Origin of the sequence: Neorhizobium sp. SOG26, assembly GCF_003491345.1 — a bacterium.
Taxonomy (GTDB): Bacteria; Pseudomonadota; Alphaproteobacteria; order Rhizobiales; family Rhizobiaceae; genus Neorhizobium; species Neorhizobium turbinariae.
Genome location: NZ_CP025512.1, coordinates 1156078 through 1178918 on the forward strand (window position 1 = coordinate 1156078; position 22841 = coordinate 1178918).

General features: G+C 58.8%; 25 protein-coding genes, 2 tRNA genes and 1 pseudogene. 16 read left to right on the forward strand and 12 right to left on the reverse strand.

Annotation, left to right across the window (positions count from 1 at the left end):
• Nucleotides 1-31: 31 nt before the first annotated feature.
• The 5 genes from CYG48_RS05820 to CYG48_RS05840 all read left to right on the forward strand — a co-directional run bounded on the left by CYG48_RS05820 (nucleotide 32) and on the right by CYG48_RS05840 (nucleotide 3515).
• On the forward strand, nucleotides 32-1183 hold the full coding sequence (locus tag CYG48_RS05820; RefSeq protein ID WP_340162636.1) for a tyrosine-type recombinase/integrase: 1152 nt from the start codon (nucleotides 32-34) through the stop codon (nucleotides 1181-1183).
• 310 nt (nucleotides 1184-1493) lie between these two features.
• A complete protein-coding gene (locus CYG48_RS05825; protein WP_118849509.1) occupies nucleotides 1494-1700 on the forward strand; it encodes a helix-turn-helix transcriptional regulator in 207 nt (68 codons plus the stop codon).
• Nucleotides 1701-1761: 61 nt separating this feature from the next.
• Nucleotides 1762-2328 carry a hypothetical protein gene (locus CYG48_RS05830; protein WP_118849510.1) on the forward strand — a complete coding sequence of 189 codons (567 nt, stop codon included), beginning with the start codon at nucleotides 1762-1764 and terminating at the stop codon, nucleotides 2326-2328.
• Nucleotides 2329-2367: 39 nt separating this feature from the next.
• Complete coding sequence (locus CYG48_RS05835; protein WP_118849511.1) at nucleotides 2368-2718, forward strand: transposase; 351 nt, start codon at nucleotides 2368-2370, stop codon at nucleotides 2716-2718.
• Nucleotides 2691-3515 (forward strand): IS3 family transposase, encoded by an 825-nt coding sequence (locus tag CYG48_RS05840; RefSeq protein ID WP_245450493.1) that lies wholly within the window; start codon nucleotides 2691-2693, stop codon nucleotides 3513-3515. Before CYG48_RS05835 ends, CYG48_RS05840 begins: the two co-directional genes overlap by 28 nt.
• A 139-nt stretch (nucleotides 3516-3654) precedes the next feature.
• Here CYG48_RS05840 and istB read toward each other — a convergent pair whose 3' ends face one another.
• From istB to CYG48_RS22880, 4 genes and pseudogenes are all read right to left on the reverse strand, one after another.
• Nucleotides 3655-4389, reverse strand: coding sequence for an IS21-like element helper ATPase IstB (istB, locus tag CYG48_RS05845; RefSeq protein ID WP_118849513.1), 735 nt, complete (start codon nucleotides 4387-4389; stop codon nucleotides 3655-3657).
• A 5-nt stretch (nucleotides 4390-4394) separates the two neighbouring features.
• Nucleotides 4395-5888, reverse strand: a pseudogene (gene istA, locus CYG48_RS05850) (IS21 family transposase); the annotation flags it as partial.
• A 262-nt stretch (nucleotides 5889-6150) separates the two neighbouring features.
• Nucleotides 6151-6402: a DUF982 domain-containing protein gene (locus CYG48_RS05855; protein ID WP_118849515.1), complete on the reverse strand. Its 252-nt coding sequence runs from the start codon at nucleotides 6400-6402 to the stop codon at nucleotides 6151-6153.
• A 733-nt stretch (nucleotides 6403-7135) separates the two neighbouring features.
• Nucleotides 7136-7402 (reverse strand): DUF6894 family protein, encoded by a 267-nt coding sequence (locus CYG48_RS22880; protein WP_445304321.1) that lies wholly within the window; start codon nucleotides 7400-7402, stop codon nucleotides 7136-7138.
• A gap of 526 nt (nucleotides 7403-7928) precedes the next feature.
• Here CYG48_RS22880 and CYG48_RS05870 point away from each other — a divergent pair.
• Nucleotides 7929-8255, forward strand: a complete 327-nt coding sequence (locus CYG48_RS05870; protein ID WP_118849518.1) for a hypothetical protein — start codon at nucleotides 7929-7931, stop codon at nucleotides 8253-8255.
• Here the strand turns inward: CYG48_RS05870 and CYG48_RS05875 are convergent.
• From CYG48_RS05875 to CYG48_RS05895, 5 genes are all read right to left on the reverse strand, one after another.
• A complete protein-coding gene (locus tag CYG48_RS05875; RefSeq protein WP_118849519.1) occupies nucleotides 8252-8719 on the reverse strand; it encodes a translation initiation factor 2 in 468 nt (155 codons plus the stop codon). The genes CYG48_RS05870 and CYG48_RS05875 overlap by 4 nt on opposite strands.
• A 33-nt stretch (nucleotides 8720-8752) precedes the next feature.
• The gene (locus CYG48_RS05880; RefSeq protein WP_150132701.1) at nucleotides 8753-9118 is read right to left on the reverse strand and encodes a hypothetical protein; all 366 of its coding nucleotides are present in this window, start codon (nucleotides 9116-9118) and stop codon (nucleotides 8753-8755) included.
• A 73-nt stretch (nucleotides 9119-9191) separates the two neighbouring features.
• A complete protein-coding gene (locus tag CYG48_RS22435) occupies nucleotides 9192-9731 on the reverse strand; it encodes a hypothetical protein (protein ID WP_199925232.1) in 540 nt (179 codons plus the stop codon).
• A complete protein-coding gene (locus CYG48_RS05890; RefSeq protein ID WP_118849521.1) occupies nucleotides 9728-10837 on the reverse strand; it encodes a tyrosine-type recombinase/integrase in 1110 nt (369 codons plus the stop codon). The genes CYG48_RS22435 and CYG48_RS05890 overlap by 4 nt, the downstream gene beginning before the upstream one ends.
• Before the next feature lie 314 nt (nucleotides 10838-11151).
• Nucleotides 11152-11448, reverse strand: coding sequence for a hypothetical protein (locus CYG48_RS05895; protein WP_118849522.1), 297 nt, complete (start codon nucleotides 11446-11448; stop codon nucleotides 11152-11154).
• Nucleotides 11449-11549: 101 nt separating this feature from the next.
• Here CYG48_RS05895 and CYG48_RS05900 point away from each other — a divergent pair, with 101 nt between their 5' ends.
• Complete coding sequence (locus CYG48_RS05900; protein WP_118849523.1) at nucleotides 11550-11777, forward strand: helix-turn-helix domain-containing protein; 228 nt, start codon at nucleotides 11550-11552, stop codon at nucleotides 11775-11777.
• Between the two features lie 199 nt (nucleotides 11778-11976).
• Here CYG48_RS05900 and CYG48_RS05910 read toward each other — a convergent pair whose 3' ends face one another.
• Both CYG48_RS05910 and CYG48_RS05915 read right to left on the reverse strand, forming a co-directional pair.
• Nucleotides 11977-13152 (reverse strand): hypothetical protein, encoded by a 1176-nt coding sequence (locus CYG48_RS05910; RefSeq protein WP_150132702.1) that lies wholly within the window; start codon nucleotides 13150-13152, stop codon nucleotides 11977-11979.
• A 173-nt stretch (nucleotides 13153-13325) separates the two neighbouring features.
• Nucleotides 13326-13400 (reverse strand) — tRNA-Asn (locus CYG48_RS05915).
• Nucleotides 13401-13550: 150 nt separating this feature from the next.
• Between CYG48_RS05915 and CYG48_RS05920 the strand changes: the two genes are divergently transcribed.
• Complete coding sequence (locus tag CYG48_RS05920) at nucleotides 13551-13856, forward strand: hypothetical protein (RefSeq protein ID WP_390920228.1); 306 nt, start codon at nucleotides 13551-13553, stop codon at nucleotides 13854-13856.
• Nucleotides 13857-13863: 7 nt separating this feature from the next.
• On the opposite strand, the gene CYG48_RS05925 is transcribed toward CYG48_RS05920, so the two are convergent.
• Nucleotides 13864-14505, reverse strand: coding sequence for an exopolysaccharide biosynthesis protein (locus CYG48_RS05925; RefSeq protein ID WP_245450430.1), 642 nt, complete (start codon nucleotides 14503-14505; stop codon nucleotides 13864-13866).
• Nucleotides 14506-14892: 387 nt separating this feature from the next.
• Here CYG48_RS05925 and CYG48_RS05930 point away from each other — a divergent pair, with 387 nt between their 5' ends.
• From CYG48_RS05930 to CYG48_RS05965, 8 genes are all read left to right on the forward strand, one after another.
• Nucleotides 14893-15165 carry a hypothetical protein gene (locus CYG48_RS05930; RefSeq protein WP_118849527.1) on the forward strand — a complete coding sequence of 91 codons (273 nt, stop codon included), beginning with the start codon at nucleotides 14893-14895 and terminating at the stop codon, nucleotides 15163-15165.
• A 185-nt stretch (nucleotides 15166-15350) separates the two neighbouring features.
• Nucleotides 15351-15424, forward strand: a tRNA-Cys gene (locus CYG48_RS05935).
• Nucleotides 15425-15541: 117 nt separating this feature from the next.
• Nucleotides 15542-16564, forward strand: coding sequence for a HipA domain-containing protein (locus CYG48_RS05940; protein WP_150132703.1), 1023 nt, complete (start codon nucleotides 15542-15544; stop codon nucleotides 16562-16564).
• Between the two features lie 3 nt (nucleotides 16565-16567).
• A complete protein-coding gene (locus CYG48_RS05945) occupies nucleotides 16568-17323 on the forward strand; it encodes an HIRAN domain-containing protein (protein ID WP_118849529.1) in 756 nt (251 codons plus the stop codon).
• Between the two features lie 164 nt (nucleotides 17324-17487).
• Nucleotides 17488-17685 (forward strand): hypothetical protein, encoded by a 198-nt coding sequence (locus CYG48_RS05950; RefSeq protein WP_118849530.1) that lies wholly within the window; start codon nucleotides 17488-17490, stop codon nucleotides 17683-17685.
• A 142-nt stretch (nucleotides 17686-17827) separates the two neighbouring features.
• Entirely contained in the window at nucleotides 17828-18481 is a 654-nt protein-coding gene (locus tag CYG48_RS05955; protein WP_118851512.1) for a protein-L-isoaspartate O-methyltransferase family protein, read from the forward strand.
• A gap of 232 nt (nucleotides 18482-18713) precedes the next feature.
• Nucleotides 18714-19544, forward strand: coding sequence for a PopZ family protein (locus CYG48_RS05960; RefSeq protein ID WP_118849531.1), 831 nt, complete (start codon nucleotides 18714-18716; stop codon nucleotides 19542-19544).
• 120 nt (nucleotides 19545-19664) lie between these two features.
• Entirely contained in the window at nucleotides 19665-22580 is a 2916-nt protein-coding gene (locus CYG48_RS05965; RefSeq protein ID WP_118849532.1) for a valine--tRNA ligase, read from the forward strand.
• Nucleotides 22581-22841: the final 261 nt, after the last annotated feature.

Consider the following 22841-nt stretch of genomic DNA (forward strand, 5'->3'; position numbering starts at 1 on the left):
AAGGATGAGGATGGGGAGTCATACTCGCAACGTGCTGACGGTGAAGTCGATTGCCGCCAGCAAGGCAGCTAAACTCCGCGACGGCGGGGGGCTTTATCTCGTAGCCAGGGGCAGTGGACGGTACTGGATTTTCTCTTTCACGTTCGCAGGCGCCAGGCGAGAAATGGGGCTCGGGCCGCTTCATACGGTAGGCTTGGCCGAGGCCAGACAGAAAGCAGAGGAAGCGCGGATGCTGATCAGGCAAGGTCAGGATCCGCTCGCCGCCAAGCGGGAGTCTGAGGCTTCGCCAAAAGCGGTGACCTTCGGCGCCTACGCGGATGCCTTCGTCGATGCCGCTGTGAAGGCTGGTCGGTGGCGGGACGCCAAGACCGAGGCGCGCTGGAGAAACCTTCTTGGGAAGCACGCTGCCGACATTCGAGCGAAAGCAGTAGGCAGCATCGGCATTGCGGATGTGGTTACGGTCCTGAAGCCGCTTTGGGGCGAGAAGCAGGAGACAGCCGAGAAGCTGCGTGAAGCGATCGAACGCGTGCTGGACGCGGCAAAGGTGGAAGGTCGTCGAACCGGCGACAACCCGGCGGCATGGAAAGGCAACTTGGAGCATCTGCTGCACAAGCCGAACGCTCTACTTGCTGAGAAGCATCACGCCGCCATGCCTCACGCCGAAGTGCCGGCCTTCATGAAGAAGCTAGCAGAGGTAAGTGGCGTAAGTGCCAGAGCGCTTGAATTGACGATCCTGACAGCCGTGAGAAGCGGCGAGGCGAGGGGCGCTGTGTGGCCGGAGTTTGATCTCGAAGAGAAGCTTTGGACTATACCGGCAGTCAGGATGAAGTCTGGGAAGGAGCATCGCGTTCCGCTTTCGGACCAGGCCGCGGCATTGCTGACAAAGATGAAAAAGCAGGCTGTCAATGACTTGGTCTTTCCAGGCGTCCGCGACAAACGCCCGCTCTCTGACGCGGCTCTCGCCAAGGCCCTAAAGGCAGCCGGAGGAGGGGTTTACACCGTCCATGGCTTTAGAAGCACGTTCCGCGACTGGACAACAGAAGTCGCGCACGCACCTCGCGAGATAGCTGAAGCCGCCCTGGCTCACGCTGTAGGCGACGCAGTTGAACGGAGTTACGCGCGATCCGATGCTTTGGAGCGGCGGCGTCAACTGATGCAACAGTGGGCGGACTACTGCGGGTAATAGGTAAACCGCGAAAATTTACAAATGCGTCAAGAATTTTATCTCTCGTATAAAGAGAAAGATGCTTTGGAAAATTTGTAAAAATCATCTAGTGTAGTGGCCGTATTGAACTTGATGTTCGCCTGGGCAAGCCTTGAGGGTGTGCCTTTAGCCGCAGCATTCGCTGCCGGTTGCCCGACCGCAGAGGGTGGCGTCAAAGACGTCGGTTTGCTCCTAGCCCGGCCATGGCGTGCCGGTTGCCCAACTTCTCAACATACACTGTAGCCATTTCCACGCCCGGATTCCGTCCGCGCGAACAAGAGGAGAACCCATGTCTGCTGCCAATGACAACGTGCCCGCACTAATCAGTCTGAATGACGCTTGTCGCCTGACCAGCATGTCCCGAACGATGTTAAACCGGTATCGCGCCGAGGGCCGCTTCCCGATCGCCGTAGAGCTTGGCGAACGGCGGGTTGCGTTCGTTCGCGCCGAGGTCCTGAGTTGGATCGAGGCGAAGATCGCCGCCCGCGCCGCTTAATCTATCCACCAAGACATCATCAACAGTTTAGCAGCCGGCCGTCGCGCCGGAAGGAGGAGCATTGACGCTAGAAACAACTCAACCGCAGCAGGCAGTCCGTGGATATGGCCTCGCAATCTACAGCGACGGCAACGCCGACCGCTGTGGCTTCCTGGACCACTCGCCGGTCTTGGTGCCAAGCTTCGCTGAACGAGTGGCTGGTCGCAGACGCCTGCGCTTTCACGAAGGCCCCCGCCTGACACGTAGGGGCGGTGATATCTTTTGTGCTGACGGAAATACAGCAAACTTCGTACGACAAGCGGTCGAGGAGACGCTTCAGCGAGAGCGCGACGATGCGAATGCTTTCCGCGTCACAGGAGCATCGGTGAGTCAGCGCCGGCTTTACAAGTTCCTGCGGGTGTCCGTGACGAAGATCGAAAGCGGCGCCGAAGACTCGCGCACTTTTACGCTGGAGGCGCCCTCCCTCGAGGTTCAGCAGTGCGGTCAACGCGAATTCGCTGAGTTCCTGACTGCGCTCGATAAGCGCGAAATCGATGACCCCGACGAACTCGTCGGGCTAACTGTCAATCGGCGCGGAATGTTGACCCCTTATTGGAGTGCGCCCCTTGGGGTGGACAGATCGGGATGAGGAATTGACCGGCCTACCGGGTTTTCGGAAAGAAGACCCATGGCAAAACACCGCAGTCACAGCGTCGAATTCAAACGTCAGCTCGCGCAGGAATTCTTGGCCGGCGAAACGCTGCATGGTCTGGCAAAACGCCACGACGTGTCGCGCAACCTTATCCGCATCTGGGTGCAGAAGTATGAGCAAGGCGCATTCGACGACGATGCGCAGGCGGTCGATCTCATCCAGGAATACGAGGCCCGGATCGCCGCCCTCGAGCGGCTGGTTGGCAAGCAGGCTCTGGAACTGGAATTTCTAAAGGGGGCTCTGAAAAGCGCACCGCGGCGGAAAAACGGGACTACATCCATCATCACCGGCCCCGCGGCATCTCCGTCGCGGAAGGATGCCGGCTGATGGGAATGGCGCGCTCCACCTATTATGACTGTCCAGAACGGCCGGCCGACGACACCGCGATCGTTGAAGCGATGTTCGCAATCTGCGACGAGTTCGAGTTCTACGGCTACCGCCGTGTCGGTGCGGCCCTGCGACAGCAGGGTCTTGTCGTGAACCACAAGAAGATCCGTCGCCTCATGCGCGAACACGATCTGCGTCCGAAGATCAAGCGACGTTTCATTGCCACGACCGACAGTGACCACGACGGCCCGATCTTCCCGAACTTGGCGAAGGACATCATCCCGAGCGGTCCCAACCAGCTCTGGGTCAGCGACATCACCTATGTCGCTTTGCCGGCCCGGTTCATCTACGTCGCCATCATCCTCGATGCCTGGTCGCGGTTGATCGTCGGTTACGCCATCGGTCGGTCGATCGACGCACGGCTGACGATGGCAGCCTTGAAGGCGGCCATTGACCAGAGAAAGCCGCCGCCGGGCGTGGTCCACCATTCGGATCGCGGCTCGCAGTATGCTGCCGAGCTCTACCGCGAGACACTGGCCGTCAACGGCTTGATCGGCTCGATGGGCCGCCGCGGCAATCCGTACGACAACGCCAAGGCCGAAAGCTTCATGAAAACGCTGAAGGTCGAGGCGGTCTATCCGATGGCCTTCGAAACCTTCGAAGAGATCACCGAGCACCTTCCCCACTTCATCGAGGAGGTCTACAACAAACGCCGGCTCCATTCAGCGCTCGGCTATTTGAGCCCGCAACAGTTCGAGGATCAACACATCCGGCAGACTGGCAAATCAGCAGCCTGATCCTTGTCCACCCCAAGGGGCGCACTCCATATCGGCGTCCAATATTGACCCCTCCTACAGACGATCAGCGCTTGGCCTGCCCGGCGCTGGCCTGGGTTGCAGAGGGCAGGCCAAGTGCGGGTGATGGTTATCTTCGGCTTTAGCCTTGAGAGCGGTTCTTGAAGCGCCAGGACTCGTTACCGGTTTCGACGATCTCGCAGTGGTGGGTCAAACGGTCGAGGAGTGCCGTCGTCATCTTGGCATCGCCAAACACCGACGGCCATTCACCGAAGGCAAGGTTCGTGGTTACGATGATTGATGTGCGCTCGTAGAGCCTGCTGATCAGGTGGAACAGGAGTTGGCCTCCGGCCTGGGCGAACGGTAGGTATCCCAGTTCATCGAGAATGATGAAGTCAAGGCGTGTGAGGTAATCGGCGGTCCGTCCCTGCTTGCCGTTGCGCGTTTCCGTTTCCAACCGATTGACCAGATCAACGACGTTGAAGAAGCGGCCGCGCGTGCTGTTGCGGATGAGTGCGCGGGCAATTGCGATGGCCAGATGGCTCTTGCCGGTTCCCGTGCCGCCGACGAGAACGACGTTGCGCTGGTCGGCGACAAAGGTGCCCGTGGCCAATTCCCGGACCAGGGATTCATTGACGGGCGTTTCATCGAAGTTGAAGTCGTCGATATCCTTGGCGAGTGGAAGCTTGGCGATGCTGAGCTGGTACCGGATTGAGCGGGCCTGCTTCTCGGCGATCTCCGACTGCAGGAGGTCACCGACGATGCGCGGTGGCTCGTGCTGCCGTTTGATGCCGTTTCCCATGACCTCGTCGTAGGCGCTGCGCATTCCATAGAGCTTCAGCGTGCTCATCAGTTCGAGAACCTGCGTGCGTTCCATCAACTTGCCCTCCTGAGCCTGTCGTAACGGGCGCAGTCGGCGACCGGCTCATGGGCAAGCCGAAGCGCATCCGGGATTTGCAGGGTTACAGCGGGAGCCGGATCGCGGCTTCGAGCCAGAATGTTGATGATCACCGAGGCCGAGCAGACACCGTGATCAAGCGCTTCCTGGCAGGCAGCCTCAACTGCCGCCAAGCCATCGGCGGGAACACATCCGAGTATGGTGACCATCTGCCGATCACCGTCGTCTACGTTCTTCAGCCGTTTGCGAACCTTCTCCATCGCGGCTGGCAAAACCCATTCCCGGAAGGGAGCGCCGTTGCGCAATGCACCGGGTTTGCGAGCAAGGACAGGGACATAGTGCCAGGGATCATAGACGGTATCACCACGGCCGAAGCTGCGCTGATGTTCAGCGACCGTCACGCCATCCTGCTTGATGACGATCCGATCCGCATAGGCATGAACCTCAACTGGGCGGCCGACGGCCGTCGACAGGACCGAGTATTTGTTGTTGTCGAAGCGGACAGTGCAGGTCTTTGACACTGAGGCGGGCACGCAGTGGAAGCCGTCGAAGGGTCCCACATAGTGCACGAGGCTGCCGCGTTCAGCTTCGAACATCTGCCAGATCGTCTGTGCTGTCTGTTCGGGATGGCTATGAGCCTTGGCATAGGCAATGCACTTGTCGAGCAGCCAGACATTCAATTCCTCCAGGCTTTTGACCCTGAGGCGCGGCGTGAAGAAGCGCTCCCGCACAAGGCCGACCTGGTTCTCGACCTGTCCTTTCTCCCAACCGGATGCAGGCGTGCAGGCAACTGGATGAACGAGGTAATGGCTGCACATCTGCAGGAAGCGGCGATTGTAGAGCCGCTCCTTGCCGATGAAGACTGTCTCGACTGCCGTCCTCATGTTGTCGTAGATGCCGCGCGTGCAGGTGCCACGGAAGAAGGCGAAGGCCTTGTCGTGGGCATCGAAGACCATCTCTTGGCTCTCACGCATGTAGGCGCGGGCGAACATCATCCGGCTGTGGCAGAGCCGGACATGAGCAACCTTCACTGTCGTCGTCACGCCCTGGATCAGAACAATCTCGTGGCTCCAGTCGAACTGGTAGGCCTCGCCGGGCGCGTAGTAGAGTGGCACGTAGGCTTGCGCCGTCACAGCCCCTCGATCTTTCGACCATCCCTTCGCATAGCGCCGGATCGCATCGTAGCTGCCGTTGTAACCCAGCGCCCGAAGCTCTTCGTAAATCCGGATCAGCGTCAACCGTTCACGAGATGGTTTGCCTTCGTTCGCAGCCAGGAAGCGCTCGATCTCGGCCTTCCACCGGCCTGTCTTCGGTAAAGGTTGCCGCTCTCGCTCGTAGGAAAAGTCCGTCTCATTGGATCGTAGAATCTTGCGCACCGTGTTGCGGGACACATGCAACTCCCGGACGATCCTCTTCACCGACCACCCCTGCACATGGAAGGCCCGACGAACACGCGCAATCGTATCCACTCGCTTCAACTCCCCCTCCATCCGCCAGCAAAAGGCGGATGGTCAGACGAAACAGGTGGGGGGTCAAAATTGGACGCCGATCACCCCGCCAGAGGGGTCAATATTCCACGCCGAAACACATCCCGCTCTGGCTCCCAAGGCTGTCTGATACGCCTTCAGGATGTGCCAGAATGGATCGGTTGTAATCACCCATCTAGGTTAGAACCTTTGGGCTACGCGCCCACCTCACTAACATCATCTGCTGGGCAAAATTGCAGGATGGGCAAGCGGGTCAGACCAAGACGTAAGCCTCTATCGCGGCTGACATGAACATCTCTCGAGCTTCCTCAATAGATGAGGCCCGTCTCGCAGCTGTGTCGCATCGTCGGAGTGCCAGTTCGAAATAGAGACCTGCGTTGCGAGGCCATCGCTGTTCCAGGCACTCAATGGCCTCTATCGGGCCTCGAATTGCCTCAGGTAGCCCATAACCGATCCTGATGGTGACCGGATACTTCCAGTGCTGTCCGCCGGTGATCTCCCGCATATGCTTCTCCTTCCAAGGAGAGTGCTAGGAGCGCGTGCCATGCCACTGAACACGCGCTCCTGACAAGTCGAGGCTCCTCGGTGCTCGGCTAAGTCAGAATGGTACGCTTCTAAAGTAACGCGGCAACGCAACCTAAAGAGGTAATGTCTTGGCTTGTCGTGCGCCATCGCCCACGGCACAAGAGACGATTGAGACGGGAAACAGCTGAGTCCTCTTCTCCAAACCGTGGCGCACCTCCGAATCCTCTGAGACTATTGCAGACGGTGGCAAACCAGCAAAAAAAAGACCCGCCGGAGCGGGCCAATGTTCTCTTTGAAGGGACGCTCAAAGTTGAACCCAGCGTCGCGGCCGGAGCCACGATGGCTGTGGCCACGAAGCTAGCGTGCGACGCTTCCGGAGCAATGGGACCAAAGTCCCTTCACGTCCCGGGCAGCTGCATGGCATAGCTCAAAAGGCCTAGTTGAACGTCATTCTCGTGAGCATCATCTTACCCGTGGGGCCAAGGAGGAGACGAGAATGTCGGACCATCGAAGGCCGAGGATTGTACGACTTATACCGGCTCAGGACCATTGCGTCGTTGAGTATTGCAGAAGGTCAGGAGTGACGCTGGCCGAGCAGAAGAAGTTGCTAGCGCTTCTTGGTAAGCGCGCTGCACTCCATGAGTTGAGGTCCAATTCCCCGCCACGGGCGCCGAGGTTCCGGTAAGGCACAATAAAGCCAGAGCCTGGTCCGCCTAATGTTTCGGCTCCTTTGATACCGGCAGCCAATGATCGGATGCGAAACACTCTGCCGACGAGAAGGAATGGACAAGCTCACCATCCTCATCGACGATGTCGACGCGTTGAAAAGGAACGGGCTCGCCCTTCCGCTGCAGCTCCTCAACATACTCGCGAAGAGTAGCGACGATTTCGTTGACAGCTTGTTCCTCGGAAGAGAACTCGAGGCCATTGGCGTCGAACACGGATTCAATAGCTCCGTGAGCATGAATGAAAAATCTCATATGAAAAGGATGGTCCTAGGTATTGGTGTAAAGCATCAAACCTAGATGACGTCCGAAATTGATCAAGAGCTGTGTCTGGCGTTATGATCGACAGGCAGCGCAACAGGCCGCGGCCGAGAGCCTTCCACCGCCTCCACTTAACAAAAAAAGAGCCCAGCCGTTTCCCCGTCTGAGCCCTCCAAGGCTGTGGATATTATTAGTATGTCCGAAAACATAACATCCGCAATCACTCATTTGGGTTAGAACCGTCCCCACTGAATCTATTTCACGGCGCGAACCCGGTTCTCGCTCGCTCGGATAACCTTGCTGGACACCTTTGAAACATCGGGCGGCCGCTTGGGATCTGCATTCGAGTCTGCATCTATGCAGCACTGAGGGCAGGGCATGCCGGAGTCACCGCAGCCGCTGCCTTTGGCCCGCTCCACGGCTTGTTCGAATGCATCTGACATACCCAGCCGGTGTCTATGCAACGGTGACACTCTGCCGTCTCTGACCTCGTGAGCTTCCATGAACGAAACCGACATACATGGCGGCCGGCGGTATCGCGCCTGCGACGCGGAACGTTGACGCCCTGCTGATTCCCCGCCTCCGGTCCCGAACACTAGCTAATAAGCGCGCTCAGTTCCTGCTCACCTCGCACGCCGTGCGCGTAAAGCTCAACAAGCTCGGCGGCAATATGCGCGGCGTCGTTGCCTTCCTTAGACAAACCGCGCCGGTGGCAAGCAGCCTCAAGAACGCGTTGGATCACGGCGAGATCTGCCGGGGCGAGTGGTTTCGGATCATAGGTGGTTGCTATCATCCCGGCAGTATCGGCTGCCGGGATGAACCTCAGATGAATCAAGCGGCCAGTTAAGCCGATGGCGTACCTGTCGTCGTTTTCTTCTTCGGCTCCACCACCGGCGGCGCCATCGTTGGCGTTTTGGGGTTCTTTGGATCCAATGGCTCGAGAACGACGTAAGCTGGGTTAGGGTAGTGGTCAAGCGCGGCCCCAGTGGCCGCATCGACGCCCATACCGATCACTCCACCGACCAGAACGTTGCCTGCAAAACCTGCGGCTCCCCCGTCGCTGATCTTGGTTTTGACATCGAGCCGGCCGGGCTTATAGCCTTCCTTCTCAGCGAAAACGGTGAACTCTGCCTTGCGCTCGACTTTGATCGTGCACGGCGACTGGGGGCAGGAGTGTCCGAGCGACGTGCTGACCTTCGGGTCCGTCGGCATTGCCGAAATAACGACGTTTTCGCTCGTGCCGCGCGAGATCGAACCGCACGACGAGAGAGCCGCGGCAAGCGCAGCGATAGTAGCTAATTGAATATTCATGATTCCCCCTGGATATACGGGAGAACTAAACAGCTACTCGCGTTTAAGTCGAGTGGCAGTTTTCATATGTGGTAAATTTGATGGCCGTCTGGGTGCCGATTTCCACAGCGTTCCGAAAGCCTTCAGCAACTCATCAGCCTCCAACTGATCGACCTCCTGGGCAACAAGCACCCAAGCGGAAAACTCATCGCCGGACGCCAGCCTCAAATGCCGAACGAAGTGCCGACTGATAACTTCGAAGATGGAGGTGACGTCTTCGTCGATAGCTAGTGTGACTCGATCGCCAGGCGCAGGAACAATCCCACTGAGGTCGGCGAGGAGGTGAGAGCCTTCGAGGTGGTATCTGCCATCGTCCTGTAGTGTGAGCAGATAAACAGCGTCGTCGATGATCGGTCGCATATCGGCGCTCACCTGCAAAAGGGACCGAGATAAGCAGCCGCCTCCTTGCGGCCGAGCAGGCGAGGTCGCTCCGTCATGGTCGCGTCCTCCCATTATAGTACCAGTCGATCCGCTTCGCCTCGTCGTGCCCGGCCTCCGTTACCTGCCATACGGTGTCTCCATCCCAGTCTTTGCCTTCGGCAGTGATTACACCTTTACCCGCAAGCCAGACCATCACCGAGGGGCCGGCGTTGGGTATAGCGGGGTGCGTCTGCGCATCAGGGTGCGCCGCCATGTAAAGCAAAACCTTCTGGCTGCGGCCGTCGAGGCCGAGCTGTGGCCTGCGATCATTCCGCAATTGACGTTTGCCGCGCAATGCATCTAGGTTCTCCTTCCCATCCTCCAGCGTCGACATTACGTAGCTTTTGTCGATGCCCATGTGGATCTCGTACCACTTCCGGATCAGGGGGACGGGGCGTCCGCCATGTAAGAGGTCGACCGCCGGGAAGCCGCGAGCCTCAAGGATCTTCAGCGCTCCGCGCTTCCACTCGGAGGCGCGCTTTCGTCCAACGATCGCAATCGCGATTTCATCGTCGGTCGCGAAGAGGGGGAGTTTGGAGAGTGGGTCGTTCAACCTCGGCCCCACTTCACGTGAGTTCTTGTTGCGGCAATTGGATCGCTCCACCACTCCATATTGACCCAACGTTGCGGCACTGGCAGCGTGTTGATGGCCTCGATCAGAGGGGCCTGCGGCACGTTAGTGTAGTGGCGCGACATGCTGTCGACGGCATGTCCGAGGATCTGGTCTTTGACGTGCGGATGCACGCCATTGATGACAAGCTGCGTCGAGACGGTGTGGCGCGCGGTATAAGGCGAGATATCGACGATGGGATTGCCTTTCTCAGCCATCCGTCGCCTTGTCCCACGGAGCGAACCGTGTAGCTGGCCTCCAAACGTCTCATGAATTTTATACGAGCGGCCGCGGTAGCTGCGGAAGAGCTGCGGGTATTTGTCCTTTCTCTTCATCAAAGCCTCGAAGAGAGGTACGAGAAATTCGTGCATTGGCACGCCTCGAGGCTCGCCGGTCTTTGTATGCAGCAAGGTGATCCAGCGCTTGTCGACATTCACGTCTGCCGCCTCCAGCGTGAATAACTCGATAGGTCGCATACCGGTGTAGAACAGTGCGGTCATAGCCATGGCGGGGGCGGGCGACATGTTGCTGACGAAGGTGGCTGCCAGATCATAATCAACCGGCTTGCTGCCGCTGCGTTCCTGCGGGCGGCGCTGGACGGTTCCCTTTGCCTTCCTGGGGCGCCGCCAACGTCGGAGCTCTGCCCACTCGTTACCTACGGCGTAGTTCCAGACCGCAATGAAGGGCGTGTAGAACTGGCGACTAAGCGTCTCAGGTGCAGCGCTGGAGTAGAGCCGCCTTGCCATCAGATCCAAATCGTTCTGGTTGATCTTTCTGAGCAACTTGTCGCCGAGGGCGTCGGTCAATTTCGCCAAGAACCGTGGCGAGCCGCCTCCCTTCAGATAGGCCTCTGCGGCCTGCTTGAAAGTGACCTGAACCTTCTTGCCGAAGATGCTTTCCTCAAGAAGCTCTCGCTCACGAAGAATACGGATCGTCTCCGCGATGTCGCGGTCCGCGATCTTCGTGCTCTCAAATATTTTGAGGCCGCGCACCGTCCCGCGAATATACCAGTTGGGGGAGCCTGAACGGCGATACAGAACTAGAGGCATCGTTACCTAACCACACACATAGAGAACGGACTGCCGCCGGCGCGAACGCCGAAAGCTTTGTTGGCGGGTCTCCTTAAGTGTGGTGTGGTGCTGTTGGTAAGGCAGCGATTGATGGTCGCAAACTATGGCGGCGGAATCAAGCGTGGTAAATAAAAGCCCGCCTCCGGAGCCGCCGGAGGCGGGCATCGCGCCAGCTATGGCCGGCTGCGGGAACGGGGCGTTGGGTTGGTGGCCCTTGCGTGGTGGCGCCGCCGTTCTGAAAGGAACCGGCTGGGCCTGTTATCAAGCAAGCCCGCACCGGCCGTACCACCGGTCTACGTGGCGGCACTACCCGCCGTCGATGCGACGGGTTGGGAAACTGGATTGTATCGGGTCAAAAACTCCCCGCGCACATGCCGGATAGGACGTCCGCCGTCCGTCCCGCTTATTATCTCAACTGTGAATGACTGGCCGCTGCCGCCATCTCTGAAGCGCAGATGCACGACGCAGACGTTGTCATGGAAACGCACAAGTGCGCCTTTCCGGAACTTGAATCTTTTCACGGTCGGTCTTGCGACCAGGCCGCGCGGCAACAGGACTCTTTCAAAATCTTTGATTTGGGCATGCTGCATGGTGGGCGCTCCTCGTTGCCTCTCCGTAGCGTTTTCGCTACACTGTGGAGACTAGCGCATTTTTTCGCTACGTCAATGCGGAATCGAAACGGAGTAGCGAAATGCTGCCTTCACAATGCCGGATGGCACGTGCTGCGCTTGAGCTTGGGGTGCGTGAACTCGCCGCCATGGCGCGCGTATCTACCAACACCATTACTCGCTTCGAGCGAGGAGAAGCCCTGAAGGATCGGACGATCGATGACATTCGAGCAGCCCTCGAAGCTGCCGGGGTTGTCTTTATCGAGGCGAATGGTGGCGGGCCGGGCGTTAGGCTTAAGGAGCCGGCGTGACGACAAATCCTAAGGTTGAAGCTTCCCTCGAAGCCATACGTCTAGCCAAACAGCTTACGGACGCCCTGGCGAAGGCGCAGGAGGTCGGAGTAGAGCTCGCTGTATCCTGTGAGGAGATGACTGTCGGCGGGCGGAGGGTGAAGCAGGTGCTGGTCCGCGTTCAGAATCCAGAAGATCTCGGATAGGTCAGGGCTTCCCTTCACTTAGGAAGCACGGATCTGAGCACATAGGCGACCGTGTCCGGGATCCACTCGGCGCCGGGCACCTTGGCAATGGTGGCTATCGCTGCGGCGGCGACGGCGCCAAGCACCACCCTAGCAGCCCATTTCCGCGCTTCGGAGGCAACGTCGCTCTTCAGGGTTGAGGCTCCACGAGCTACCAAAGAGATCAGGTTCTCAATGGTGCGTGCAAGCGCCAGTGTGAGCCGTCCATCTGGCTTCTCAACTCCCTCCGCCAGGTCGGCCACTGTATTCAGAGCCACGGGCACAGCCTCCACGGCAGCGGTCTCTGAGCGTGCAAGCTGATCCGCGATTGCCCGCGCAGTTGCTATGAGTTCGTCCACATCTTGCCGCTCCATGTAGGTCGACATCGAGTGCTCGACGAAAGCGCGCCACTGCGGATCCTGAGCCAGATAGTTATAGACACTATCGATGTGCGCCTTGAGCATCTCGAACAGGCTTGTCGACAACTCCTCTTCGCTGGCCAGCGTCAATCGGCTACAGGCAGAGTTTAAGATACCGACCTGCACTAGGTTCTTGTTTTGGGCCAGCTTGTCCTGGAGCGCCTGGTAAGCCTGAACCAAACGAGGAGAGCAGTTCGACCCCTGGAGATCGAGGAGGATCCGTTCACCCTGCTCGACCAGCACCTCCCTTGCGGCCTCAGCAGTCGCGGCATCTAGACCGGATGCCTCGCTCGGCTGATCGACGACAACGATCTTGTTGTGTTCGTAGGCGAACTTGTAGGCGGCGACCTTCTGCTCTGGAATCAGCGAGGCAAGTTCGTCTGGGCGCAGAACGTTCAGCCCAATGATCATCCCTGTTGTCAGGTTGCGTAGAAAGTCGCAGTCCTCGATGAGGGCAGCTCGTGCGACGCGACGGAACCCGAGATGAGTCACACGTTTTTCGAAGCTACGGCCGCGGGAGAACGCCTTTAGCGTCTCGATCCCGTCTCGCAAAGCATCGACATCATCTAGCGAGAGAAGGTCGGATCTGCTTTCTAGTTCCGAGATTAGGGAGAGGAGCCGGGCGATCTCTTCCCGCAGATCGTTGGCGTCGAGTGCGTCAGCAGCCAACTCCTGAGAGTAGCGCTGCATACGCTCGAGCCGCTCTCGAACGAGTCGAAGAAGATTTTTTATCCGCTTCTGATCTACTGCCACGGCAAACTCGACCTACCTCTCACACAACCAATAGACCCGTCACGAGTCGAGTTAGCAAGCGCCGCGGATTTATCCACAGGAGTCGAACCAGATCCAAAAGCGGGGAGGGAAAGTAGGGAAGATCGGCGAGGGTGCGGTTAAACCCTTGCAAAACAACCACTTCGAAGAAGAAATGGCTCCCCGGGCCGGATTCGAACCGGCGACCTGTCGATTAACAGTCGAATGCTCTACCGCTGAGCTACCAGGGAACAACCGCTCGGTGGCGGCGTGTGCGGCGGGTAATACTGATGCTTTTCGGTTTTGCCAAGCGCTTTTTTTGAAAAAAATGCACTTGGTTGTTTTATCCACCGCTGGGCCCCATTTTTCGCCTGTTGAAACAGTCATGCAAAGGAGCCTCGGTGTCGGTGGTGCAGAAGGGTGAGAAGAAATTCGGCATTGATCCGCTGACGGGAAAGCTCCTGATCGGCCCCGTCCGGGTCCCGATGCCGCAGTCGCGGGCCGGACGCATCACCACAGGCGTGCTGCTGGTGTGCGGCGGCACGCTTGGCTTTCTTCCGATTCTCGGGTTCTGGATGGTGCCCTTGGGGCTGCTTGTGCTGTCGCACGATCTTCCCGCCGTCCGGCGCAAGCGCCGCCGCATCGCGCTCTGGTGGGCGAGGCGTCAGGCGAGAAAGAACGGCGCCGACCGATCGGCGCCCAAATAAGCTTTTCTCAGCCAAACAGCGATGCGATGCCCTGGCCGGCGCTGAAGGCGAAATAGGCAAGCACGCCGAAATACACGATGGTGATGACGTTGAAGAGGTAGCCGGCGAGCACCACGACGCCATCGCGCTGGATCATTCCGGTCGACAACAACAGGATGGCGATTCCCGGAAGCGTATTGGAAAAGGGGATGAGGCCGAGCGGAAACATCAGGAGCACGCCGGCAAGGGTGATCGCCAGCCCGTTGATGCGGTTGATGAACCGTCCCGACGTCAGCCCCGTCAGCCGCGGCTTCAGGTAACGGTCGAGCCGTGACACGATGTTGACGCCCTTTTCAAGCGCCGGCACGAGTTTCGCCGATTCCAGTCGCCGGTCGAGGATCTGCCGCGGCAGCCAGGGCAGGCGGTTGGCCGTGATCGCCAGGCTGACGAGGATGATCGCCGCACCGAAGACGGTGCTGACGCCGGGGATCGACACGGGGATGAGGAAGGGAAGGGAGGCGACGGCGCAAATCAGCAGGAGACCCTGCTCGCCCACCGCGTCCATCAGTTGCCGCAGCGTAACCGACTGGCCCTGGATGCCGCCGATCAGGTTGCGCAGTGTGCCGCTGAGCGAGGTCGAGGTATCCTGGAATTCAATGCTTGCGTCCAATGTCTTGCTCCATGCAGCCACGATTGCGCCCTGCATAGCAGCATTCGAATCCGACGCAAAGAAACGGGGCAGCGGAGGGCACGCCGCTCACACAAGCGCAAGGCCTGAAGCGCAAGCTTACCTCGAGCTCGCCCAGTGGTCATAGGCGCCGCAGGCGAGCACGATTGCCAGCACGCCGAGCACGATGGGATTGAGTGCAGTTACGAATGCGAAATATTCCATGACGGTCTCCTCCACCGCATGTCCGCCGCCCGAAAATCCTCCCCAAGAAGCTGTATCGGTATGTTAGCACATTCTACAGCATGCGCTACCCATTCTGGTCCGGAGGCTCCGAACCGGACGCGCCTCAAGACAAAGAATGGATCGGGACTGGCCGCGGGGGCGGATATGGGCTTCAGAGTAATCGAAGGCGGGCTTGGCAAACCTTACCCGGAAGAAGACTGCGCCACGCCGACGCAGCGGGACGTGGAACGCGAAGCCGAACGGCGGCTGAATGCGCTGGGTTACCCGAAGTGGCGCAACCGCCGGGCGCTGACGAACATGCCCATCCCGCGCGAGATAGAGTATCCCGCCATGCAGATTCGTTACGTGGCAGAAGTGCTTTCGGGCCTCGTTGATATTCCGGCCGATTTCCGATCCGACATCTACTGGCCGGCCTGAATTGACCCGGCGCCTTGCCCGGGGCTGAGGGCGTGGGGGCCGGCATGGACCAGTTTTTGCACGCACTGCGGGGCGTGTCCCACACGGCCCTGTGAAAAATGCACGATCTGCGGACAGGGCCTATTGCACCCACTCTCGATTCGTTCTAAACGCCCGTCACCACTCGCTGATTTCAGCATCCGGATGGCCTCGTGGCGGAGTGGTGACGCAGAGGACTGCAAATCCTTGCACCCGAGTTCGATTCTCGGCGAGGCCTCCATCCTACTACAAAAACTATCGTTTAGAATTGCGTCGTGATCGTGTGCGTTCGCACCACAAGCGCGTTGGCATCCAGGCTATTATCTCTAGATGCCTTTTTGCCGCTAGCACTCATGGATTGCAAGATGCGGACTACTCTGTCACTTTCTCACTTCAAGCAAAACTGCACCGCTTCTGTACACTTAAGATGCGATTTCCAAGAGATGTTCCCGATCAGCCGATAGATGAACCGGTCGATGTCGCCTTTTGGCAAGTGGATGAAGAGTTCGGCATCCATCCCGTGGGATCAAAACCCAAGAAGATGCTCATTGCTCCACACAACATAACCTTACCATACATTATCCCCGGCCATTCTTACCTCTTTAAGTCCGCCTCGGGTTGGCGTGAACAACAAATCTGGTCAGAGGTGATCGCTTACAGGTTAGCTAAATCCCTAGATCTGCCTGTACCTCCCTGTTTCATTGCCCATGACTCCTGCACTGGTGCCACCGGTGTTCTCGTCGAGTTTTTCTTCGGATACCCAGGTGAAGAAAGTCCAGCACGTCTCGTTCATGCGGTTGATGCAATCATGAGCATTTTTCAGAGCGGCGTGGTTGGTCAGCCCCACACCGTGTTAAGCAATGCGAAGGTGACGAGGGTGATGCTTGGGCAAGGCTTTGGTATGGACTGGTGGGCGGCAGCCTATGCATTCGACGCACTGATTGGCAACACTGATCGCCATACGGAGAACTGGGGGTTCCTTGTCCGTCGGACGGCGACGGGAGAAACTCATTACGAAATCGCTCCACTTTTCGACAACGGCACTAGCCTTGGCTTTCAGTTTCCCGAAAAAAAACTAAAAGACTGCAAATCGCCTGATGCGATAACTCTCTTCAATCAGCGTGGTTTGCATCAATGTGGCTGGGATATCCAAAATCCGAGGCGTTTAGGGCATTTCGAGTTGTGTGAAAAGCTCTTGGAAAGCTACCCTTCAAGTGAGACAATGCTCCGTAGAGTCGCCGACCTGAATATCAGTGATGCAGATGAAATCCTGCAGCAGTGCACCACCTATGAGGTTCCTGTCGCGTTCACAGAACGACGCGCAGAGTATCTGCGTACGCTGATACGATCGCGGAAGGATATTCTCTCTAGACTGTTGTGAGCCATGGAAGCCTACGTTGACCACATCGTTGAACCGGATGTTCTGCTCCTAGCGTGGCAGGCGCCGGATCATATGAAGAATCGTCGACGATGGGTTGTAGCGAAGGTCGACGTTCGGTCCGACTCATGGACCCTCAGGTATCTGTCCGGCGATGAATTCTCCGACGCAAACCCAGACGCCAGCAGTAGCGACTTGTTGGCGCTTGGCTTCGAAGGTTATCCGGCATTCGCGCGACGCATTAACCAGCAGTACTTCGACAAAGGCGTTCGTGAAGCCTTCATGAGGCGTTTGCCGCCGCGAAACCGACCAGATTTCGTGAGCTATCTCAGGAGATTTGGTTTTCGAGATTCTGCCTCAATCAGTGATGCAGCGCTCCTCGCTTACACGGAGGCTAAGTTACCGAGCGACGGTTTCTCATTAGTAGGCGAACTCCGTAACGACATGATGTTTGGCGACCTGATGCTGGACCTTGCCGGTACTCGGTATCAGGACTTCGGTGGTTCGTGTCCGGCTTGCCCGGGCGACGAGGTAGTGTTGAAGAAAGAACCTACAAACCCGTACGATCCGTCGGCGATCGAAGTTCTCTGTAGCGGCCAGCGGATGGGGTACGTCAACAGGCTGCAGGCACCTGCCGTGGGACACTGGATGAATGAACGGTCGGTGAGGGCGCTTGTCCATCGAGTAAACGGTAGGTCTGGTAGCCCGAAGGTTTACGTCCTGCTTCAGGTGAGGCCGTCCGGGAAACAGCTTGCTGCATAACGGTAAACAGTTTCCCGCACCCACCTCCGACATCTCAAACAACCATTTAACAGCTTCATCTTGTGTGCGGTGCAAGGTCGCCTCTTCTTAACAATTCTCGCCTTAGCCTCGGAACCGAAAGGCGTCCCGGGGACTTGAATGGGGACGAACGGAGGAGGTGGAGAATGTTGTCCAGGTTTATCGGCACGTGGCGTTTTTCCAACAACAACCTTGAAGACACCGGCACCTTTGCCGACGGCGTGTTTCCGCTGACGATGGCCGAACAGCACGCGGCGGAAAAGGAGCAGAGCCTGCGCTGTTCCTATGGCCGCGACTACAGCACGGCAGCCAAGCTGGAAACCGCACCTCCAGCCTATGCATAAGGCGGCACACGTCGCGTCTTTAGGCTACAAGAACCATTCCATTTCTTCTCGAGTGTCCGCCAGACCTTGAAAGCATCGGAAGCCGCGATTAAGACGGGCCAAAAGGACCGGCACATGGCCGGCTGATTTGGGACCGACCGAGATGATTGATTTCGAAGCCGCGCGCTTGAAGATGGTGGACACGCAGATCCGCACCACCGACGTCACGTCGCATTCTGTTCTGCGGGCATTCTACAACGTGCCGCGCGAGGCCTTCGTGCCGGAGAAGATGAAGTCCCTCGCTTATATCGATGGCGATATCGAAGTTTCCCCCGGTCGTTACATGATCAAGGCGTCGCCGCTGGCAAAGCTCCTGCAGCTTGCTGCGATCACCAAGGACGACGTGGTGCTCGAAGTGGGGAGCGCGACGGGCTACACGTCGGCGCTTCTGTCCCGGCTGGCAGGTTCCGTCGTGTCGCTGGAAGAAGACGAAGCGCTCGCCGCCCAGAGCTCGGCCACGCTGTCTTCGCTCGGATACGACAACGTGGCCGTGGTCAATGGCCCGCTGGAGCAGGGTTATGCGGCTGAAGCGCCTTACGACCTAATCTTCCTCAACGGTGCCGTCGAACACGTGCCGGCAGCACTTCTCGACCAGCTTCGTGATGGCGGCCGCCTCGTCGGTGTCATCGGTTACGGCAGCACCGGCCAGGCCAAGGTGCTGGTGCGCGAAAACGGCGTGATCTCGGAAGGCTCGGCTTTCAACAGCTCGGTCAAGCCGCTTCCAGGCTTCCGCATCGAACGCGAGTTTGTATTCTAAGCTTCAACGCTCTTGAATGACACAAGGGGCCAGAAACGGCCCCTTTGTTTTTGGCGCTTCACCACGCAGGCGGGTGTGACATCCAAGATTCACCTCGCCAACAAAACTGTGCATGCCTCCCGCGGCGGGGGCACTAGTGATTGTTTCGAACCCGCTCAAGATCTTAAAGTCACTGCGATTCGTCGCTTCTGCGGTTGGAGCCGAATCAAGTGCGGTAACAGCGGGGATTGAAATGGCTCAGCCAAATGTAGCGCGTGAACCTTCCATGGAAGAAATTCTGGCTTCCATTCGACGGATCATTGAAAGCAACGAGCCGACTGCGGACGCGCCCAAGCCGCACCTGATGCCGGTCGATTTCGAAGACGAGATCGAACAGGAAGAACAGGGTTTCACCCCGGATATCGTCGCCAACGACCGCGGCCTGCCGACGCGCGACGAGCCGATGGACTTTTCCTCCCACAACACCCAGGCACCGGCGGGTGCAGAACGCTCGCTGTCGCTGGCCGATGTCGCGGCCCGTGTGCGCGCCGCCTCCGCCCGTCAGCAGGAAGCCAGCAGCGCGCGCGCAGCAGCAGCTCCGGTCGCCGCTGCCCCCGTTGCGTCGCCTGAAGAACCGGTCGTTGCCCCGCGCATGCCGGAATTCCGCATGCCCGAGCCTGCTCCCGCACCGCGCGCGGAACAAGTAAGTGCACCGGCCCCGCAATATCCGTCACGCGCCGAACAGGTTTCGGCCGCTCAATCCCCCGCGGTCGAGCCGCGCCAGCCGATGCCACCGCGTCATGAGCAGGAAGTGCGCCCTTCGCAGGATGCCGCACGCAGTCTCCCGGCCAAGATCGAAGAAACCGCAAGCCTCCTGTCGCAGGAAGCCGGCGCCCATGTGGCTCGCTCCTTCAGTGAGCTGGCCGCGGTTTTCAATGGGATGGAGCGCCGCTCGCTTGAAGACATGGCGCAGGACATGCTGCGCCCGATGCTGCAGGAATGGCTCGACGACAACCTGCCGACGCTGGTCGAACGCCTCGTGCGCGAAGAGATCGAGCGCGTGGCCCGCGGTCCGCGCCGCTAGTTTACCGTCGGGTTCGGATAAAAGGCCGCTCCGGGAACGGGGCGGCTTTTTTATTGACTCCCGCGGCCCCACATCTTTAACACCGCTCCATCTCTGTTCAGACAAGAAACAGGCCAGAAAATGCTTGAGAAGACCTACGATTCCACCGCCGTTGAACCCAAAGTCGCTCAGGCGTGGGACGAGGCAGATGCGTTTCGCGCCGGCGCGAATGCAAAGCCGGGTGCGGAAACCTTCACGATCGTAATCCCGCCGCCGAACGTTACCGGCTCGCTGCACATGGGCCACGCGCTCAACAACACGCTGCAGGACATCATGGTCCGGTTCGAGCGCATGCGCGGTAAGGACGTGTTGTGGCAGCCGGGCATGGACCATGCCGGTATCGCGACGCAGATGGTGGTTGAGCGGCAGTTGATGGAACGCCAGCTTCCGGGCCGCCGCGAGATGGGCCGCGAGGCATTTGTTGATCGCGTCTGGGAATGGAAGGCGGAATCCGGCGGCTTGATCTTCAACCAGCTGAAGCGGCTTGGCGCATCCTGCGACTGGTCGCGCGAACGATTCACCATGGACGAGGGCCTGTCGAAGGCTGTACTGGAAGTCTTCGTAACGCTTTACAAGGAAGGGCTCATCTACCGCGGCAAGCGGCTCGTCAACTGGGACCCGAAGTTCGAGACGGCGATTTCGGACCTGGAAGTCGAGTCCAAGGAAGTCGACGGCCATATGTGGCACTTCAAGTACCCCCTGGCCGGCGGCGAAACCTATACATATGTCGAGAAGGATGCTGACGGAAACGTCATCCTGCAGGAGGAGCGCAACTATATCTCGATCGCCACGACGCGTCCGGAAACCATGCTGGGTGATGGCGCCGTTGCCGTTCATCCGTCTGACGAGCGTTATGCGCCGATCGTCGGCAAGCTCTGCGAAATACCGGTTGGCCCGAAAGAACATCGCCGCCTGATCCCGATCATTGCCGACGAGTATCCGGATCCGACCTTCGGCTCCGGCGCGGTCAAGATCACCGGCGCGCATGACTTCAACGACTATCAGGTTGCTCGCCGCAACAAGATCCCGCTGTATCGCCTGATGGATACGACGGCTTCGATGCGCGATGACGGCGAGCCCTATGCCGTTTGCGCCGCCCGAGCGCTGGAGATTACCAGGTCCGGCGAACTGCCGAGCGAAGCCGAGGTCGACGACCTGAACCTCGTTCCGGACGAGTATCGCGGTCTCGACCGCATGGTAGCGCGCAAGAAGATCATCGAAGCCATCAATGCCGAAGGTCTTGCCGTGACCGTCAAGGATGCGGAAGGCAACGACATTCCTTACGTCGAGAACAAGAAGATCATGCAGCCGTTTGGCGATCGCTCCGGCGTCGTCATCGAACCGATGCTGACCGACCAGTGGTTTGCCGATGCCAAGACGCTGGCGGAACCGGCGATTGCTTCCGTTCGCGAAGGTCGCACCAACTTCGTTCCGAAGAACTGGGAAAAGACCTATTTCGAATGGATGGAGAACATCGAGCCGTGGTGCATCTCGCGCCAGCTCTGGTGGGGCCACCAGATCCCGGCCTGGTATGGTCCGGATGGCCAGTGCTTCGTCGAGAAGACGGAAGAAGAAGCGCTCGACGCCGCCATCCAGCACTACCTGGCGCATGAAGGGCCATGGAAGGCCTGGGTCCAGGAGAAGCTTGAAAACTTCCAACCGGGCGAGATCCTGACGCGTGACGAGGACGTACTCGACACGTGGTTTTCCTCGGCGCTGTGGCCGTTCTCCACCCTTGGCTGGCCGGACAAGACGCCGGAACTGGCGCGCTATTACCCGACGAACGTCCTCGTCACCGGCTTCGACATCATCTTCTTCTGGGTCGCCCGCATGATGATGATGGGCCTGCACTTCATGAAGGATGAGGAAGGCAATCCTGTCGAGCCGTTCAGCACGGTTTATGTCCACGCGCTGGTTCGCGACAAGAACGGCCAGAAGATGTCGAAGTCGAAGGGCAACGTCATCGACCCGCTCGACCTGATCGAGGAATATGGTGCCGACGCCTTGCGCTTCACGCTGGCGATCATGGCCGCACAGGGAAGGGACGTGAAGCTCGACCCGGCCCGCATCGCTGGCTACCGTAACTTCGGCACCAAGCTTTGGAACGCGACCCGGTTTGCGGAAATGAACGGCGTGTCGCGTAATCCTGCGTTCGTGCCGGAAAACGCCAAGCTTACCGTCAACCGCTGGATCCTGACGGAGCTGTCGAAGACGGTTGGCGATGTGACGCAGGCGATCGAGACGCACCGCTTCAACGAGGCGGCCAACGCGCTTTATCGCTTCGTCTGGAACCAGGTGTGCGACTGGTACCTGGAACTGCTGAAGCCGATCTTCATGGGCGACGACGAAGCGGCCAAGGCCGAGGCTCAGGCCTGCATGGCTTACGTGCTTGAACAGACCTACAAGCTGCTGCATCCGTTCATGCCGTTCATGACGGAAGAGCTTTGGGCGCATACGGCACAGCGCGATGGTTTGCTCTGCCACGCAGACTGGCCGCTGGCCAGCTTTGCTGACGATGCGGCCGCCGAAGAGATCAACTGGCTCGTCGACCTCGTTTCGGGTCTTCGCTCGGCGCGCGCCGAAATGAACGTTCCGCCGTCCGCCACGGCGCCGCTTGTTGTCGTTGGCGCCAATGAATTGACGCAAGGCCGCCTGAAGCAGCACGAGAGCGCGATTGGGCGCCTGGCTCGCGTTGCCAGCATTGAGCTTGCCGATGTTGCACCGAAGGGTGCGGCGCAGGTTGTCGTCGGTGAAGCAACAGCATGCCTCCCGCTCGGCACGCTGATTGATCTCGCTGCCGAAAAGGCACGTATCGAAAAGAACATCGGCAAGACGCAGGCGGAGATGGACCGCATCGGCAAGAAGCTCGCCAACGACAAGTTCGTGGCGAATGCTGATCCGGAAGTGGTTGCCGCCGAGCGTGAGCGCTTCGCGGAACTGGAGATCCAGATCGCCAACCTGAGGACTGCAATGCTTCGCGTTTCCGAAGCCGGCTGACAGCTTCGATTCGGTTGACCAATCACAATGCCGCGCCGGTAACCCGGTGCGGCATTTTCTTTATGGCTCGTTGTAGGCTCTGGTTACGCGTTTTGCAGATGCGAGGATCCAGAAACTGCGTCTGTTGCTGAGTTGCCACACACCTTTTGAAGTAGGTGATATTTTTTCACATTTTAGCGAGTGGAGCTGATGTGGTAGCATTTTATTCCGCAACGACGGAAGCAACGCCTGACACTTGGATTTTTTACGTAAATTTTGCGC

Bases quoted from the DNA above. Each gene is read 5' to 3' on its own strand.
- CYG48_RS05955 (WP_118851512.1), top strand. From the start codon at position 17,828: ATGATTGATTTCGAAGCCGCGCGCTTGAAGATGGTGGACACGCAGATC.
- CYG48_RS22880 (WP_445304321.1), bottom strand. From the start codon at position 7,402: ATGAGATTTTTCATTCATGCTCACGGAGCTATTGAATCCGTGTTCGAC.
- CYG48_RS05900 (WP_118849523.1), top strand. From the start codon at position 11,550: ATGCTGCCTTCACAATGCCGGATGGCACGTGCTGCGCTTGAGCTTGGG.
- CYG48_RS05945 (WP_118849529.1), top strand. From the start codon at position 16,568: ATGGAAGCCTACGTTGACCACATCGTTGAACCGGATGTTCTGCTCCTA.
- istB (WP_118849513.1), bottom strand. From the start codon at position 4,389: ATGGAACGCACGCAGGTTCTCGAACTGATGAGCACGCTGAAGCTCTAT.
- CYG48_RS05950 (WP_118849530.1), top strand. From the start codon at position 17,488: ATGTTGTCCAGGTTTATCGGCACGTGGCGTTTTTCCAACAACAACCTT.
- CYG48_RS05875 (WP_118849519.1), bottom strand. From the start codon at position 8,719: ATGAATATTCAATTAGCTACTATCGCTGCGCTTGCCGCGGCTCTCTCG.
- CYG48_RS05880 (WP_150132701.1), bottom strand. From the start codon at position 9,118: ATGCGACCGATCATCGACGACGCTGTTTATCTGCTCACACTACAGGAC.
- CYG48_RS05870 (WP_118849518.1), top strand. From the start codon at position 7,929: ATGGCGGCCGGCGGTATCGCGCCTGCGACGCGGAACGTTGACGCCCTG.
- CYG48_RS05855 (WP_118849515.1), bottom strand. From the start codon at position 6,402: ATGCGGGAGATCACCGGCGGACAGCACTGGAAGTATCCGGTCACCATC.
- CYG48_RS05930 (WP_118849527.1), top strand. From the start codon at position 14,893: ATGGGCTTCAGAGTAATCGAAGGCGGGCTTGGCAAACCTTACCCGGAA.
- CYG48_RS05825 (WP_118849509.1), top strand. From the start codon at position 1,494: ATGTCTGCTGCCAATGACAACGTGCCCGCACTAATCAGTCTGAATGAC.
- CYG48_RS05960 (WP_118849531.1), top strand. From the start codon at position 18,714: ATGGCTCAGCCAAATGTAGCGCGTGAACCTTCCATGGAAGAAATTCTG.
- CYG48_RS05895 (WP_118849522.1), bottom strand. From the start codon at position 11,448: ATGCAGCATGCCCAAATCAAAGATTTTGAAAGAGTCCTGTTGCCGCGC.
- CYG48_RS05835 (WP_118849511.1), top strand. From the start codon at position 2,368: ATGGCAAAACACCGCAGTCACAGCGTCGAATTCAAACGTCAGCTCGCG.
- CYG48_RS05965 (WP_118849532.1), top strand. From the start codon at position 19,665: ATGCTTGAGAAGACCTACGATTCCACCGCCGTTGAACCCAAAGTCGCT.
- CYG48_RS05890 (WP_118849521.1), bottom strand. From the start codon at position 10,837: ATGCCTCTAGTTCTGTATCGCCGTTCAGGCTCCCCCAACTGGTATATT.